This is a genomic window from Prochlorococcus sp. G5PB11 (assembly GCF_059772425.1).
In genome coordinates this window covers 574,392-587,977 of the sequence record NZ_CM186287.1, presented here as the reverse complement: position 1 = coordinate 587,977, position 13,586 = coordinate 574,392, and the positions used below count along the sequence as shown (strand labels likewise).

Sequence of the window (13,586 nt, the reverse complement as noted above, 5' to 3'; positions counted from 1 at the left end):
TCTTTTCTTATTAGCTTTTAATCAAGGTCTCTTGTTGAAGTGATTGAGGTGTGATCCTCTAAATATTCTGCCAATTGCATGAAGTCAGTTCGTGGAGCACTTCTATTCGCAACAGATTTGAAAGCTAATTGAGGTGGAGATCCATCGACAAGGTGATACCCCCAATATCGAAGAGCTCTACTTTCTCGAATCTTCACGTAATCAGGATGTATAAGTTGACATTTTGGATCGTTCTTTTGATATTCCTTGATTGGCTTTTCAACCAAGGCTAATAGATGTTTATTTCTTTCTTCATATGATTGAGCTCCGCTATAAGAGTTGATCAAACAAAACATTTCAGCCTTGTTATTCATTTTTCTAATATGTTTAAAAGTTCTTGTGATCACATCGCCATTCTTTGCGATACCCAGAGGGTTAAGGGTTGTGGGTATTACGCAATAATCAAATTTTCTTATTAGATACTTAGGATTTTCGGAAAGGACAGGCGAGCAATCACAAATAACGACTTTTTCGGAATATGACCTTTCATCCCATTCGTCGGCATTTAAGACAGTGATTGTTGCACCTGAAAAACCTTTTTTATTGGGGGGAATATACAAAGAAGCATCTTCATCAGAGTCCTGATCTTGAAGAAACAATTTCCTCAAATTCCTGTCAGGATCAAGATCTAGCAGGATTACGTCATAACCCATTATTGCGAATGCACCAGCTAGATGAGCTGCAACAGTCGTTTTCCCAACACCTCCTTTACAAGTGAAAATTCCAAAATATTTGACTGCTTCATCTTTTAAATTCTTTTCATCTATATCCTCTTCTTTCTCTTCCTCAGGGCTTTCTCCTGGGGCTAAATCAGGGTCATAATTCCATTTGATTCCTCTTTGTGAGGAAGTTCCTAGCTTTAGATTTGGCTCTCGATCTGCTTCAGCAAGAGCTAAAACATTTTTGCTATATCCACTTTGCGAGATAAACCATCCACTAGTGAAATTTGAAGCTATTGGAAGTTCTAAAAAAGCAACGAACTTTTTGTATTGACCTGTGTTCTGCTTTGCTTTATGACATTTAACTTGTACTGCGATTCTCTCTTTCCCTTTAATTAATTCAATGTCGTATCCGGGATTATTTTTTGTTGGCATCACGACTTCGTAGCCCAGAGTCATACATTGTCTCGCTACGACTTTCTCGAAGTCATCAGGATCATTTATTCGTAAGTCTGGATTCATTTAGGACTCTTTCTGTATGAGGAATATAGATCTCTATACCTTTCTAGCTGATCTAGTTAAAACAAATATCACATAAAACTTTTTTCAATAAATCTGTCTTCGCTGAACTATCCCAAGTTCATTTATCCAAGATCAAACTAAAACAATTCAAATATTCATAATTTGGTCAGTTGGTTTATTCTTTAATGGTTAGGACTTTGGCTATCTACACAATCAGCGAGTTTTCTAAAATCTTCTTTGTATTTGATTAGGTCTTCCTTTGAAATTGAATTAAATAGGAGATATCAATTTATTTAAACTTTTAAATGGTTTTAACTTAATAATTTTATAGGATTTTTGATATTCATATCAAATAATTTGATACATGCGAAAGCTAGAGTAATAGTTGATCCAATTTCTTCAATAAATATTAGCGTTCCACTGAAAAACCAAGTCCAAAATGGTGAATTAAAATTTATATAGATATATATATAATCAATAAAAATTTCAAAGAAAGATAAAGCAAATAAAATTGCAAAATTCATCATTATAAAGTTCTTGATAGGCTTAATACCTGATTTTATTCCTGGAAAAGATATAAAAATAAAAAACAAAAAAATAAACAACCAGTAAATTAATTCGCCAATACGCTCAATAGGAGCAATTGATTGGATTGGAAAAGAAAAAAACCTTTCGTATAGATCAGGGAATAAATTATTTGCAAATCTATCGTGATAATAATAATAATCATCCAGCGATAAGAAAAAATATATGCCAGGAATTGATATCGCAAGAAAAGATTTGTTCCTTAATACCCAATAAATAGAAAGAATTCCACACCAGAATAGTAAATGTTGTTGAAAAAACTCATTAGAACCTCTATCCAGATCATTTATTAGCCAATCAGAAAACGTTACTAATATTGAACTTGAGAAAATTAAAGTAAGCATTCTTATTGATAAAGGTTTTTTATAAAACTTATTTTTAACAAGTAAATTTGTAATAATTTTCTTAAAACTCAAATTAGCTAAATTTTTAATCCAATAACTATCAATATAAGATTCATTCAATAAATTAATTTTTTAAAATGTAATATTTAATAAAATATTATTCTTGCAGGTGCTTTGGGAGCATTAGGTCGCAGGTTCGAATCCTGTCGCCCCGATCAGTCAGAGACAGGTTTCCCAGCCTGTCTTTTTTTTATGGATAAATGAGACTGGGATCTCAGCGGGATCTCCTGAGTCTTTACTTTCTAGTGATAGCTTTATTTCTTGTTTTTCCAGCCGAACATCTCAGCCATTTTTCCAGTTGAAGCAAAGTATCCAATTTCTCTAAGGAACAACCCAAAAGCAATCAGATTGGGAACGATTCCACCAATGATCTGAGCTTTAGCTAAAAGAATCATTTTTATTGATGAGGAGGTACTTTCTCTCCTCGTCTGACTTTTGCTTTTCTGGTTTGATCAAAATAAATAATCACACCGCAGAAAACCGCTAACCCAATCAAATTAGGAATGATTCCACCAATTATTTCGAACTCATCAAAGAATTCCATTTAGGTATTCAGCTATTTAGCGAGAAACCCCATTGTAAAACTATTAAAACCAATGCAGTAGTCACAAAAGGAGCTGCCGGATACTGATTCTTTAGTTTGTTAATCGAGAATTGTGACCATGAGAACTGTTTTTCGTTGGTCTTTGTTTTCTTCTCTTTTTTTGACTTTGGAGGTAATCCGAGTTCTCTTCTTCTTTTGGCTTCTCCCATGATTATCTGTTAAAAAAACGATATTAAAAGGAGAATTTTCTGACTGTGACTTTAAAAATTATTTGATTAAGTAATGATCTTAAAAAGTAAACCGTAACTAGTTAGCCCTACCTCGACCGAACTATTTTTCTCAAAAGCTTCAAGTTAAAGTCGTCTTATATCGATTTTCGTAGTAGTGAATCAATCAGAGTCAAGGAAGCTGTACTGCAAAGCATCTTCCTTTTCTCGCTAAACATTATTCACCTAATTAACTGTACTTTTTAATCCAATAATGCCAATATTCTCTGCTGATTTTTACGAATCAATTATTGAAGCTTCAGACAAAGGAGAACTATGGGGAATAGAAAATACTGGTTTAACCCCATTAGAGCTTCATTTGATTCTTTCTCATACTTCTATTAAGTGATCGACTTGAATAACAAATCAAAGTTCGGCAAATTAGCAAAAGAATGTAAAACGGACATTCAAAAGATCGATTTCTTTAACACTAATCAAGAAGCTTTTCTCCCTAATAAAACTGATGGTACATTTTCTCTTAAAGAAAATGTACCTAAGGAAATTGATGATGCTCTTTATGTCTACGCAAATATGAAAAGAATGACGGATGATGAATTAGATGAACTCAGAGAATTGGCTTGGAATAACTATCCAGCAAATTTTAAAATATTTCTTTTTGATTTTTGTTTTTTGAATACGAACTGATTGAACTTTAACTTGGTTATATGAAATGCCGTTGCCATGATTCCGATTCTCGCTACCTCTACTAAAGCAAACCTACTTATTTATGTTGTTGGTGGTGGATTCATTTTGCTAGGAAGCTTTTTCTTAGTCGTTTAGTAACTTTTTTCTTTCCAAAGAACCCATTGATCAGAAAAAATAGAGAGAAATAATCATGAACGATTATCTAATGATCGTACTACTAAGTTTTTCCTCTAATAATTGATCTTTGTGAGTATTTGGTTTTGAGTCGATTAAATATTCAGCCATATACAAATTGAAAGCCTCCTTATTAGGGGAGGCTTTCTTATTCTTAACCTGAGCTAGCAGTTGCTAGCAGAGCGAAGTCTTAACTTGATAGTTTGAGTTTAGCCTTTCAACTGAAGAACGCGGTTAGTCGAATACGAAATCGAATCTTTGCTTGTAGAGGTTTTTAAATAGTCGATCTATGAATGGATTCTCAACTACTTTTTGCTTATTCTTTTCAATCCTACAAAGATCGCAATTGTTTTTTTGAGGAATGGTGAAAGGAGTAAAGAGTTTCATAAACCCTCCTTGCTACACCTTCGTTCTACAACTCTTATTAGTAAGAAGGGAGTAGGAAAGCCCTACCTCAACCGAACATCAGTTTTAAAGAAATTCTTTTTATGTTTTATTGAGGCAAGAGCGAGTAACTTCTACTAAAGACACGTTGCGTTCAAGCTCTAGTCAGAGAAGGTGACAGTCGTCGAAATCCTGTCCCCTTGCTTGCAAATTTATTAAAGGTAGTCCTCCGATTTCCTTTATAAACAAATCTAAGCTCTGCATTTCCTACTACATACCGGGCTTAATCATTCACTTCGATTCTCCTATTTGGAGCTTTAAGTAACTATTAAAGTTAGAAAACCCCTCATAAAAAAGGGGTTTTCTAATGCAAAAATTCAAAATATACAAATTAGAGAACCTTACGAGTCGGCTTTCCTCGATTAGGGCCTAAAGTTGTTAGTTTGACTTCTTCGTTTTTATCCAATTTTGGATGAACTTAGATAAACAACACGCCAAACTTTTAAAACTTCAAGCTAAAGCGGATGCTTGTACTTCAAGAAAAGAGGCTCTAAAAATTTTAAAAAAGTCTGATAAGGCTATCCAAAAACTTTCTTAAATTGATGACTTCATTGACTTCTGTTAAAGCAAAGAAAAAGTCTAGATTCGTTTTGGGAAAGTTAATAGGCCAACTTTCATTTAATTAAAAAAAGGAGCTAATTGCCCCCTATCTTTCAACTATCAGCAATGGATTCTGAATTGAGGATCCATTGCTGCGACTTCTTCACTAGCTTTCTTTTGTCTATCCTCAAAAACAGAAGGTTTGTAAGAAGTAAATACTCCTTTTTTAAAGGTTGCAAGTTGAGCCGCATGAAGCCTCTCTGCTTTTTTGATTCGCTTTTTAGTTAGAACTAAACGGTTCATGACCTTTTTCGATTACTGGAAATCCCGTTCCATACTTCCATTCCATGCACCCCACAAGGATGGAACGAACGTCTACTTAAGTTAGCAAGCCAAGCAAAACAAATGAAATGAACTTCAAGTACGGTTTCTTAGATAGTCCTCGTAATTCTTCCCTCACCACCCGAACTGGTTAGCCCTACCTCAACCGAACAACGGCTTCACGGCTAGTTTCTCTAATTTGAGAATATCAGTTACTTCAGTAATCGTTTTACTGAAAAATCATTCGATCTCTAATTAAACATGACTGCTGCAACTTATAAATCAACTGCCTTAAAAGTTTTGGTTCTATGGAACCTTCCAGCTTTACTTCTTATGGCGGGTGCTTTTGAAATCGGAACTTCAGTAATCGTCTAGGACTTAACCATGGATATGAATTCCTTCAAGCCTTTTATTCAGCATTGTGAAGAATATTATGGAAAAATGCTTGCGTTGAAAGATCCACTAAATAAGCTTTATTTAAAACTGCGCTTAACCAAAGCCACTGTCTAATTGATATTAGGTTAGGGTCAGATGAAAACTATGGAAATAAAACAATTTAATAACGATGGTTTAGATGCTATTGGGATCCATTGGATGCAATATCTATCAATGACCATGGTTTCTATGTTGATATTCTTTATTTGTTTAGATAAAGCTATCCCAAGTTTTCATCATTTCGTTTTATCTCTCTTGTTCAAGCTTCAGTGCAGCGGCTTAAACTGCAACGGAGTAAATTTTGAAATAAAGTAAGGAAATAAGGAAACAGTTGTTGAGCTCTATCTAGTTTTTATTCTTGGTTTGTGGGATAGATTTAGTAGTTATTTAATAATCATTAAATCAATCTCATCAAATTTAGTAGCTATGTGATTATGTGTTTATCCTGTATGGTTTTCATTGGGACATTCTTCGTGCTAGAAATAAATTACTTCGGCTTCCAAAATAACCTTTTTATGACTGACAAATGTCCATCCTTGCAGGCATTCTCGCTAATGCACTTTTGTTCTCATCTTTACTTCTAGTTGTAGGTGTTCCAGTCTTTTACATGACTCAAGATAGTCCAGAGGATAATAGAAATTCAAACATAAGGAAAATAGAAGCTCTTGGCGGTGTGTGGTTCGTATTGGTATTACTGAATGGATTGGCAGGAGGAATCGTTCAAGGTTTTGCTGGTTAACTTCACAATCAATTTATACAAAAAATAGTTTCCTAGAACATCACAGTTCTTATTTTTAAATTTTAAAATATAAAAAAAAAATTATAGATATGAAGCGTTTAGATAAAACAGGAATGTTCTTGATCGTGTTTAGTATCACTAGCACTCTTCCATATCAATTTCATTACCTAAGTAATCTTGGCTAGGTCAAGTTTAAGCATAACCTTTTTGCTATCTAACTAAATATGGTAATTCTATGAAACTTAAAGAATAATACTTATAAGTCTAACTAATACACGTAAACCCTACATTTAAGTAGGTACGCCCTTAAGTTTTTACTTCTAGATTAAATGTTATGTAATACAAGGTTAAATGGCTCAACGTATTAACGTCGTACTAAATTCAATTCCAACAGCAAGTAGAGATTTAGTTGAATTTATTTTTTTCTGTGCAGTTGGTTTTACTGCTGGGAGTTTGGGCTTAATATGACTTCTACATTTTTTCTAATTGCTTCTGCTGCTTTTTTATATGTAATGGCGTGCCTGTGGAGAGACTTAAATAATAATCCAAAATATTATTATTTAAAAAACTAAGTTGAGAACAAATTTCAAATTTAAGCCCCTCTATTTAAACTTTTTATTAGTTCTTAATCTCAAAGATTTTTGTAGATAGTTCTTTCTTATTTCTTGAATATGAGGTTGCTTTTCTGCACGATCGACTGGTATTTTTTTTGAAGCCTTTGCTAGTTCGAAAGCATATTTATGAGCTTCTTTGTGAGAATCCATAGTCGAAGTAAGGATCTGCATATACATATTGGACACGCTCAGTAGCATTTGTCTATTAACAGAAAATAAATGAGTGTTAATTCTGTTTGGTCAGTTAGTCTGGTTTTTAATTATTCAACGCCTTCTCAATTCTGAAGGACTAATAAGCAAAAAAAAATATCTCACGAATTGTTCATAATCCTTTTAGTCTATAAAAAAAGGTTTTCCTTCGATTGATGCTGTTATCTACTGCTTTGTTTTTTCCCGACTATGGAAGTTCAGGAGTTCCTTGGGACCTTCTTTTATTGCATTTTTATTTCTTTGCAATAGCTATTCCATTCCTAATAATTTTTAACGCAGCTAGAAGCTCTGATCATGAAAATCCAAACAGAGTTAAAGATGAAACGACAAGGTACCCAGATTTACATCCGAGAGCTTAATTGTCAGTAGGACTTTTATAAGAACCTTTATTAGATACCAGTTTTAACGCTGTATATAGCTATGTTTTTAATCAAAATCCTTTAAAGTATTTATTTAATGGCATTGTTTTTGGGTACTACGATAGATAGTGCATATTTATAACCAATCACAGGTCAATGAAGGATAACTAAAAATATTTAGCTTTTAGCTATTTTTCTAGTTATTTTGTCAAAAAAAGTAAGTATGAACGTAGTCGATTGGTTTTTTACCAATCAGTGTCTTCTAGAAGATTTGAATACTCGTTGTAATCAAAGAATAGGTCTTCCTCTAATACTTCTTCCAGAGTGATTCTATTAAAATAAGTCACGCTTCTCCTCGAAAAGGTGAGTTGTAATAAGCTTTGTTCACTGTATAAAGTGTGTAAAGAGATACAGCGATCCCTAAAAAACCAACAACTAGGATTGGAGAGAATGATGGAAAATCATAAGTAGGAATTGAAGTCATAATGATATAAATGATGACTAATTTGTTCTAAAGCATCTGCATGCTTTTTGATTGAGGCTTGTACGACAAATTTTTACGCTTAACACGACAAAGGCTAAGGATTAAAAAACTCAGTAAGTGATAAATCATTTCTTTTTAACAACGCAAAAGTTGTACCCTTGTAACCTTTACATATACGTAAGTCGGGAGATAATACAGTTGTATCTAGCCAACCTTTTTGAGTCTTTTTTATTTCTGATAGGAAACTAATCTTTTTACCTAGTAACTTAGGACCTATTATTCCTGCTTTTATAAAGCTAACGTTTATACGTCTCTGATCAATGACTTCTAAGCTAGCAAGAATGTTAGTAGAAAATAGCTTTCTGGCAAAACCTTTTGGTCTTAATAAATTTAGCCCTCTACTTCTCTTTGGCTCAAGTATCTGTAAGTTATCTAATAGTGGTGAATAATTTAAAAGAGGTGAGTTAGAAGTACTCCATCTAAGTTCCCATACACCTGTGAGCAGATCAATTTGTTTTGTTATGTCTACAGATGATTCGCTTTCAGCTAGTTTTATGAGCTCTGCGATCTGATTTGATTTAGGGGTATGTTCAAGAACTTCTATCAATTTTGATATTGCATTCATGATTATTATTTGTTTAAAACCTATAGTTGTTCAATATTTATCTGGTTGGCATAAAGAACGTGTGGCTGGTCTTTACTACCCTCACTTGCTTGAATCCATTCTTTGTACTCTTCTTTATGAGCTTTTTTATCAAGCCTATCAAGTTCCATTATTCTCTTTGATGCATTATTCATAGCTACTTCAAGAGTTCTTTTTAAGCTGATTGTTGGAATTTTCATACAAAGTTACCAATTAGAGAGTCAGCTAAAAAAGTGCAAACAACAAAAGCGAAAGTCATCGCCAGTGGTTTTTGAAATAAATCATTAGAAGAGTTCATTGGATTTTATTAATAGTGACCAATTGAGCTAACGAAGCATGCTAAAGCTCCGCAATAGATAAAAAACAAACTCATTTCTAATGGTCTACGACTAAAAAATGAGAGGTAGAAAGTAGTTGATTTCATTGTGTTAGCTAAAATGTCTAAAAATCTTTGATTGTTTTTTCTTTGCTGCTTTTTGAATGCGGCAAAGCTCATTCATCTCTGGTTTTGGAATGCTGAAAGGAGTAAACAATTTCATAAATTCTCCTATGAAACATCAGAGTTCTAAAGCATTTACATGGTCCTCTAGACGTGTAGAAACCCCTAATAAAAGTAGTAGTTGCACTACAGTATTTGATCATCAAATCTGCCTAATGCAATTTATCTTCAGTCATTGTGTTTACTCCTTATCACGTAATATTGTTTCGGAACCTTTTGATAGTCATCTCTGCTTCGATTTTTCAAATTTCTACGACAGAGCAAAGTTAAACAATATTTTCATTGTTTTATAAATTTGCTAGCTCAGAAGCTATATCAATATAAGTAAATTGTATGAGTATAGAAAATTGCTAAAAATCATTGACTAGATATTTTGAGATTAATTAAAAATTGCTTTAACACTCGAAATCCATCTATCGGTTCTTGATGAAGATGCAAGAGATTCAGTTAGTAGATCTATTTGCTCCTGCCTATTTTTGTAATTAAGTTCAAGTTTGGTTTTTGCAATATCAAGCTTTTGAAATTGAATAAAGCAATCATTGTTTTCTTCCCAGTCGTCGGTATTTGGCTTTAATTTTGTGACCCTCTCTTTAGCGGCTTTTATTTTTTCTTGTCTTGTCATAATTTAACTCCTCATCATATAAATAAGAAATAAAGAAAAGATTGATAATTTCGTAGCTATGCCGTAGGAAATCACCTTCCCGAATCTTTTGTTATTTCTAATATTGTTTGTTGAAATCATTAGTAATTAAATAGTAGTCATGTAAGCAAGGAAGCCAACTGGAACAAAGAGCAAGGTAGCAATAGTAAAACGTACAAACTTTCCCGTTCCTGAGTCTTTTGAATAGTCAGTGAAGTGCTTTGTGTTGTTCCACTCGGACCAATTCTTAGGGCTGTTATCAGATGATGTCATTGTTAGTTAAGCAAATACGGTAGTACCAACTTCAAAAGCACCAGCTAAGAAAAGAAGTGCAGGAAGATTCCAGAGAACAATTAGTTTTGCAGCAGTGATTTTGTTGAATGCAAGCATGACTAAAAGTTTTTTGGGTTGGATCAACGTGGCTAACATAAAAAAGAGGTCCCAAGTGCTGCAGGACGGTTGAAGTAGGGCTAACCAGTTCGGGCTATTTGTACTTATTAGAGTCATCAATAGATCTAATCATTGAAAAAATATCTCTCTAACTAGTTGCTACCGTTGGGTTTTTAGACTTATTTCTATTGACTTTTAGAAGAAGCCGTACCCGACCGTATCTTTCATTTGAAAAATTCATACTTTACATTTGTTCACATCAACTCAATTCCAGTAATGACAAGTTCAACCTCATCTCAGGTAATCACTGAGTACGGCAAGCAAAACATCTTTGCTCGTGAAACACAGCCTCAGCTTGTAGAGGACTACACCAGCTACCCAGAAGAAGCAGAAAAGACAAATGGCCGTTGGGCAATGATCGGAATGATCAGTCTTTTAGGTGCTTACTTCACTACAGGTCAAATCATTCCTGGAATTTTCTAAATCAATAACTACCAATAACAATGCAACCATCTAACAAAACAATTCTAGAAAGAAGCATCGGCAGACCAGCCATGATGGCATTCGTTCTACTAACAGGTATCTACCTAACAACCGGTCAACTCATTCCAGGTGTCGTTTAATGACTACTCAAAACAACAGCAACAGAAACATTGATCCTGAAAAGGTAACTGCAGAAAGACTTAACGGCTATGCAGCATTATTTGGTTGCATCGCTCTTGTTGGTGCTTATGCCACAACTGGTCAAATCATCCCAGGTTTCGTGTAATGAACAAAGCAACTAATTATTGGAAAACAGCAGAGCAGATGAATGGTCGTCTTGCGATGATGGGCTTCTTTGCAGCTGTGATTAACTACGGAATAACAGGCTGGATCGTCCCTGGAATTGTATAGTCCTACCTTTCAAGTCAAATAAAAACAAGCCTCTTCTCTGTCATTACGGAAGAGGCCTTTTTTAATGCTTTGGGAGCACTAGGTTGCAGGTTCGAATCCTGTCGCCCCGATCAGTAATAGCAAGGGTTCCCAGCCCTTGCTTTTTTAATGTCTCGTACTGACACAGCTGTTTGTGTCAGATATGTGTCAGGAATGAGAGCAAAGAGTCGTTGAAATCACTTGATTTAACTGGATTAAAAGGACTTAGAAATTTGGTCTAAAAGCATACTTCCCTTGCTTGATGGATTTGGACAGAATGAACTTATGGATGAACCTTTATTTTTAAAAGTCAGACCTGGGGACGCTGTTCTATATGAAAAGGACCAAATTGGAAAAGTTCTTACTTTTGTTGGCGGCTCTCGTGATCCTGATGCACCCTCACTCTTTCAAATTGCCAACGTAGATTCCGGCGAAATCCGTTGGATTCATGGGGAAGAAGTGATTGAAATAGTTTGCGAATATAGGACAACAATCAAAAAGCCTTCTTCGCTTTACGAGGAAATCAAGCAGCTGTAAAAAGAGAGGCTATTTGCCCCTCTTCTGATTATTCCTTTTAATTCTGCAAAGATCGCAGTTGTCTTTTTTGGGGATGGTGAAGGGAGTAAAGAGTTTCATAAAGCCTCCTTTCTTGCACATTTGGTCTAATCCTTCTTTTTATTGGATGGGAGTAGGGAAGCACTACCCCAACCGAACATCAGTTCTGAAAAACTTCTCCCTAACTTAGTTACAAGTTGATGGCGTGATACGGAAGCATCATCAAGCCAGATCAGAGGACAGTCGTCGAAATCCTGTCCTCTCTTCGCTAACTCAAAAAAGTTCATTAGGTCTGCACTTTTTTTGAGAACCTGAAGGGGTGGAATGTTCACTCTTTTCCCTTCAAAACTTCCTCACACAATCTGTCTATGAGTAAAAAGAAATCAGAATATAAAAAGATTTTTGAAGATAATTCACTTTCTGATCTACAAAAATACAGGAAGATAACTAATCTTCAGAACAAGGTTTCAAAATTTTGGTCTGTTGTTATTGGCTTAAACGTAATTAGTTGGCCGTTGCTTTTCATTATTCCCAACGTACAAATTGATAATCCAAATAGAAGTCCAACCGTTGCGTTGAAAGACTGAAAAAAATTAAAGGGGTTGTCAGTAATTTTAGTTACCCCTCCTTCGTTAGGGTTCTCTTTTGTCTAAATATCTATCACTGAAGGACTACTGCCCTCCACTCTTTTATATGACAACGTATCCTCCTTTACTACATAAACTTTTATAACCCGTTAGGTTTGTCCAACTTTTCACAAAACAAATGAATTCATCTCTTACCAGAGGAGGCGAAGGCATCAAGTTAAACAGAGCCTCAAAACTCGCTCTCACTTTGACTTCTTCTACCTTCTTCTTATATGGATTAGGCCAAGCACCGATCTTCAAGAATTTCCTTGCAAGTGCTATGTCTGGAGCTTGCCCATTCTCTGGTTAATTAACCAAATAAAATTAGTGAACCCTCCTTAAAAAGAGGGTTTTCTTTTGCCTACTTATAAGCAACTCTCTGCCTAAGGGAGAATGAAAGCACTACCTCAACCGAACTTCAGGATTAAAAATTTTTTTTCTTAGATTTTTATCACGTTGGTAGTTATCGGAATTTCTACTAATTAGAGTCGGGGGGCTGTACTGCATGGCAGTTCCCTTTCTCGCAAAATCTTTGAAGGGAAGGTTAAAATAATCTCATCAAGTTAAGGCTTAGCCCTGCTAGCAACTGCTAGCTCAGGTTAAGAAGTAGAGAGCCTCCCCTAAAAAGGAGGTTTTCTTTTGCCCACTCCTTAGAGCCATAGACCATCGCCTGAAAGTTAAAGTGAAAGCTCGGTTGACAGTCGATTTATCTTGGGGGCAGTAAGCCCCCTTCTTTTACCGCTGGGCTTCTCTCCCCTATCGCTGCTAATGCTGAGAGTTATTCAGCTGGTCTTGCTAGGAAGCAATATCCAACAATGAAAAGACTCTATGACAATGCAATTAGGTTTTATAAAATGGCTGACTATGATGCAGCATGTAACAAGATGAGATCGTATAACAACTTACTTAAATTGAATTTCGAGGGTTTACAAGAATTAGCGGGTGATAGTGATGTGGATTGGTTTGAGATAAGAAAAGATACTTTGCAGTATGAAAAAGGGATTTGTAATAAGCGAGGGTAACTCACTTCTATTGACTAGCATCAAGTTGAAGCCGTAGCTCCATTTCTCTAGTTGCAAGTTTTCTTTCGTTACTCATAATCCGAACGCCTACCCATGCGAGTCCTAAGCCAATCGCAGCTGGTAATCCAATAGTTGTAATTTTTGTAAGTTTGTTCATTGATTTTTATCGGTATCAATAAGAAGCAACTCTTTCTCTATAAGACTTTCCTCAATGTTATCTTCATCTCTATAAACGTACAGTGATTCTCCTTCAATTTGTTTGACCTGAAAGACCCAATTTTTTTACTATTGCTTGAGATTGTTAAATAAGTTTTC

The 13,586-nt window shown here is 34.9% G+C and carries 28 protein-coding genes; 13 read left to right on the top strand and 15 right to left on the bottom strand.

Features of this window, described 5'->3' with window-relative positions:
- Nucleotides 1-17: 17 nt before the first annotated feature.
- From AC6EI0_RS03805 to AC6EI0_RS03785, 5 genes are all read right to left on the bottom strand, one after another.
- Nucleotides 18-1,220 carry a nucleotide-binding protein gene (locus AC6EI0_RS03805; protein ID WP_498523131.1) on the bottom strand — a complete coding sequence of 401 codons (1,203 nt, stop codon included), beginning with the start codon at nt 1,218-1,220 and terminating at the stop codon, nt 18-20.
- A gap of 311 nt (nt 1,221-1,531) precedes the next feature.
- Nucleotides 1,532-2,149, bottom strand: a complete 618-nt coding sequence (locus AC6EI0_RS03800) for a hypothetical protein (protein ID WP_498523130.1) — start codon at nt 2,147-2,149, stop codon at nt 1,532-1,534.
- Between the two features lie 314 nt (nt 2,150-2,463).
- Nucleotides 2,464-2,604 carry a hypothetical protein gene (locus tag AC6EI0_RS03795; protein WP_498523129.1) on the bottom strand — a complete coding sequence of 47 codons (141 nt, stop codon included), beginning with the start codon at nt 2,602-2,604 and terminating at the stop codon, nt 2,464-2,466.
- Nucleotides 2,605-2,606: 2 nt separating this feature from the next.
- Nucleotides 2,607-2,753 carry a hypothetical protein gene (locus tag AC6EI0_RS03790; protein ID WP_498523128.1) on the bottom strand — a complete coding sequence of 49 codons (147 nt, stop codon included), beginning with the start codon at nt 2,751-2,753 and terminating at the stop codon, nt 2,607-2,609.
- Nucleotides 2,754-2,761: 8 nt separating this feature from the next.
- Entirely contained in the window at nt 2,762-2,962 is a 201-nt protein-coding gene (locus AC6EI0_RS03785; protein WP_498463053.1) for a hypothetical protein, read from the bottom strand.
- 271 nt (nt 2,963-3,233) lie between these two features.
- Between AC6EI0_RS03785 and AC6EI0_RS03780 the strand changes: the two genes are divergently transcribed.
- From AC6EI0_RS03780 to AC6EI0_RS03770, 3 genes are all read left to right on the top strand, one after another.
- The gene (locus tag AC6EI0_RS03780; RefSeq protein ID WP_498523127.1) at nt 3,234-3,368 is read left to right on the top strand and encodes a hypothetical protein; all 135 of its coding nucleotides are present in this window, start codon (nt 3,234-3,236) and stop codon (nt 3,366-3,368) included.
- Nucleotides 3,369-3,373: 5 nt separating this feature from the next.
- Nucleotides 3,374-3,664, top strand: coding sequence for a hypothetical protein (locus AC6EI0_RS03775; RefSeq protein ID WP_498523126.1), 291 nt, complete (start codon nt 3,374-3,376; stop codon nt 3,662-3,664).
- A gap of 1,030 nt (nt 3,665-4,694) precedes the next feature.
- The gene (locus AC6EI0_RS03770) at nt 4,695-4,820 is read left to right on the top strand and encodes a hypothetical protein (protein WP_498523125.1); all 126 of its coding nucleotides are present in this window, start codon (nt 4,695-4,697) and stop codon (nt 4,818-4,820) included.
- Nucleotides 4,821-4,942: 122 nt separating this feature from the next.
- On the opposite strand, the gene AC6EI0_RS03765 is transcribed toward AC6EI0_RS03770, so the two are convergent.
- Nucleotides 4,943-5,125, bottom strand: coding sequence for a hypothetical protein (locus AC6EI0_RS03765; protein WP_498523124.1), 183 nt, complete (start codon nt 5,123-5,125; stop codon nt 4,943-4,945).
- 979 nt (nt 5,126-6,104) lie between these two features.
- Between AC6EI0_RS03765 and psbZ the strand changes: the two genes are divergently transcribed.
- Complete coding sequence (gene psbZ / locus AC6EI0_RS03760) at nt 6,105-6,317, top strand: photosystem II reaction center protein PsbZ (RefSeq protein ID WP_498507674.1); 213 nt, start codon at nt 6,105-6,107, stop codon at nt 6,315-6,317.
- A gap of 602 nt (nt 6,318-6,919) precedes the next feature.
- Here the strand turns inward: psbZ and AC6EI0_RS03755 are convergent.
- Entirely contained in the window at nt 6,920-7,081 is a 162-nt protein-coding gene (locus tag AC6EI0_RS03755) for a hypothetical protein (protein WP_498523123.1), read from the bottom strand.
- Nucleotides 7,082-7,296: 215 nt separating this feature from the next.
- Here AC6EI0_RS03755 and AC6EI0_RS03750 point away from each other — a divergent pair, with 215 nt between their 5' ends.
- The gene (locus tag AC6EI0_RS03750) at nt 7,297-7,500 is read left to right on the top strand and encodes a hypothetical protein (protein ID WP_498523122.1); all 204 of its coding nucleotides are present in this window, start codon (nt 7,297-7,299) and stop codon (nt 7,498-7,500) included.
- A gap of 343 nt (nt 7,501-7,843) precedes the next feature.
- Here AC6EI0_RS03750 and AC6EI0_RS03745 read toward each other — a convergent pair whose 3' ends face one another.
- The 6 genes from AC6EI0_RS03745 to AC6EI0_RS03720 all read right to left on the bottom strand — a co-directional run bounded on the left by AC6EI0_RS03745 (nt 7,844) and on the right by AC6EI0_RS03720 (nt 10,195).
- Nucleotides 7,844-7,984, bottom strand: coding sequence for a hypothetical protein (locus AC6EI0_RS03745; protein ID WP_269604600.1), 141 nt, complete (start codon nt 7,982-7,984; stop codon nt 7,844-7,846).
- A 94-nt stretch (nt 7,985-8,078) separates the two neighbouring features.
- On the bottom strand, nt 8,079-8,609 hold the full coding sequence (locus AC6EI0_RS03740) for a PAP/fibrillin family protein (RefSeq protein WP_498523121.1): 531 nt from the start codon (nt 8,607-8,609) through the stop codon (nt 8,079-8,081).
- Nucleotides 8,610-8,629: 20 nt separating this feature from the next.
- The gene (locus AC6EI0_RS03735; RefSeq protein WP_498523120.1) at nt 8,630-8,827 is read right to left on the bottom strand and encodes a hypothetical protein; all 198 of its coding nucleotides are present in this window, start codon (nt 8,825-8,827) and stop codon (nt 8,630-8,632) included.
- A 678-nt stretch (nt 8,828-9,505) separates the two neighbouring features.
- Nucleotides 9,506-9,748 carry a hypothetical protein gene (locus tag AC6EI0_RS03730; protein ID WP_498523119.1) on the bottom strand — a complete coding sequence of 81 codons (243 nt, stop codon included), beginning with the start codon at nt 9,746-9,748 and terminating at the stop codon, nt 9,506-9,508.
- Between the two features lie 126 nt (nt 9,749-9,874).
- Nucleotides 9,875-10,039, bottom strand: a complete 165-nt coding sequence (locus AC6EI0_RS03725; protein ID WP_498522364.1) for a hypothetical protein — start codon at nt 10,037-10,039, stop codon at nt 9,875-9,877.
- A gap of 6 nt (nt 10,040-10,045) precedes the next feature.
- The gene (locus AC6EI0_RS03720) at nt 10,046-10,195 is read right to left on the bottom strand and encodes a hypothetical protein (RefSeq protein WP_498522365.1); all 150 of its coding nucleotides are present in this window, start codon (nt 10,193-10,195) and stop codon (nt 10,046-10,048) included.
- Between the two features lie 237 nt (nt 10,196-10,432).
- Between AC6EI0_RS03720 and AC6EI0_RS03715 the strand changes: the two genes are divergently transcribed.
- From AC6EI0_RS03715 to AC6EI0_RS03695, 5 genes are all read left to right on the top strand, one after another.
- A complete protein-coding gene (locus AC6EI0_RS03715) occupies nt 10,433-10,639 on the top strand; it encodes a CAB/ELIP/HLIP family chlorophyll-binding protein (RefSeq protein WP_498522366.1) in 207 nt (68 codons plus the stop codon).
- A gap of 20 nt (nt 10,640-10,659) precedes the next feature.
- Nucleotides 10,660-10,779 (top strand): high light inducible protein, encoded by a 120-nt coding sequence (locus AC6EI0_RS03710; RefSeq protein WP_011294968.1) that lies wholly within the window; start codon nt 10,660-10,662, stop codon nt 10,777-10,779.
- Nucleotides 10,779-10,925 carry a high light inducible protein gene (locus tag AC6EI0_RS03705; protein WP_269613088.1) on the top strand — a complete coding sequence of 49 codons (147 nt, stop codon included), beginning with the start codon at nt 10,779-10,781 and terminating at the stop codon, nt 10,923-10,925. The genes AC6EI0_RS03710 and AC6EI0_RS03705 overlap by 1 nt, the downstream gene beginning before the upstream one ends.
- Nucleotides 10,925-11,050 carry a high light inducible protein gene (locus AC6EI0_RS03700; RefSeq protein WP_498522940.1) on the top strand — a complete coding sequence of 42 codons (126 nt, stop codon included), beginning with the start codon at nt 10,925-10,927 and terminating at the stop codon, nt 11,048-11,050. Before AC6EI0_RS03705 ends, AC6EI0_RS03700 begins: the two co-directional genes overlap by 1 nt.
- Before the next feature lie 273 nt (nt 11,051-11,323).
- Entirely contained in the window at nt 11,324-11,605 is a 282-nt protein-coding gene (locus AC6EI0_RS03695; protein ID WP_498523118.1) for a DUF3104 domain-containing protein, read from the top strand.
- A 125-nt stretch (nt 11,606-11,730) separates the two neighbouring features.
- On the opposite strand, the gene AC6EI0_RS03690 is transcribed toward AC6EI0_RS03695, so the two are convergent.
- Nucleotides 11,731-11,955: a hypothetical protein gene (locus AC6EI0_RS03690; protein ID WP_498523117.1), complete on the bottom strand. Its 225-nt coding sequence runs from the start codon at nt 11,953-11,955 to the stop codon at nt 11,731-11,733.
- 36 nt (nt 11,956-11,991) lie between these two features.
- Here AC6EI0_RS03690 and AC6EI0_RS03685 point away from each other — a divergent pair, with 36 nt between their 5' ends.
- From AC6EI0_RS03685 to AC6EI0_RS03675, 3 genes are all read left to right on the top strand, one after another.
- Entirely contained in the window at nt 11,992-12,210 is a 219-nt protein-coding gene (locus tag AC6EI0_RS03685; RefSeq protein ID WP_498523116.1) for a hypothetical protein, read from the top strand.
- A 178-nt stretch (nt 12,211-12,388) separates the two neighbouring features.
- A complete protein-coding gene (locus tag AC6EI0_RS03680; RefSeq protein ID WP_269610819.1) occupies nt 12,389-12,559 on the top strand; it encodes a hypothetical protein in 171 nt (56 codons plus the stop codon).
- Nucleotides 12,560-13,064: 505 nt separating this feature from the next.
- Complete coding sequence (locus AC6EI0_RS03675) at nt 13,065-13,271, top strand: hypothetical protein (RefSeq protein WP_498523115.1); 207 nt, start codon at nt 13,065-13,067, stop codon at nt 13,269-13,271.
- A 7-nt stretch (nt 13,272-13,278) separates the two neighbouring features.
- Here AC6EI0_RS03675 and AC6EI0_RS03670 read toward each other — a convergent pair whose 3' ends face one another.
- Entirely contained in the window at nt 13,279-13,428 is a 150-nt protein-coding gene (locus AC6EI0_RS03670; protein ID WP_498523114.1) for a hypothetical protein, read from the bottom strand.
- Nucleotides 13,429-13,586 lie beyond the last annotated feature (158 nt).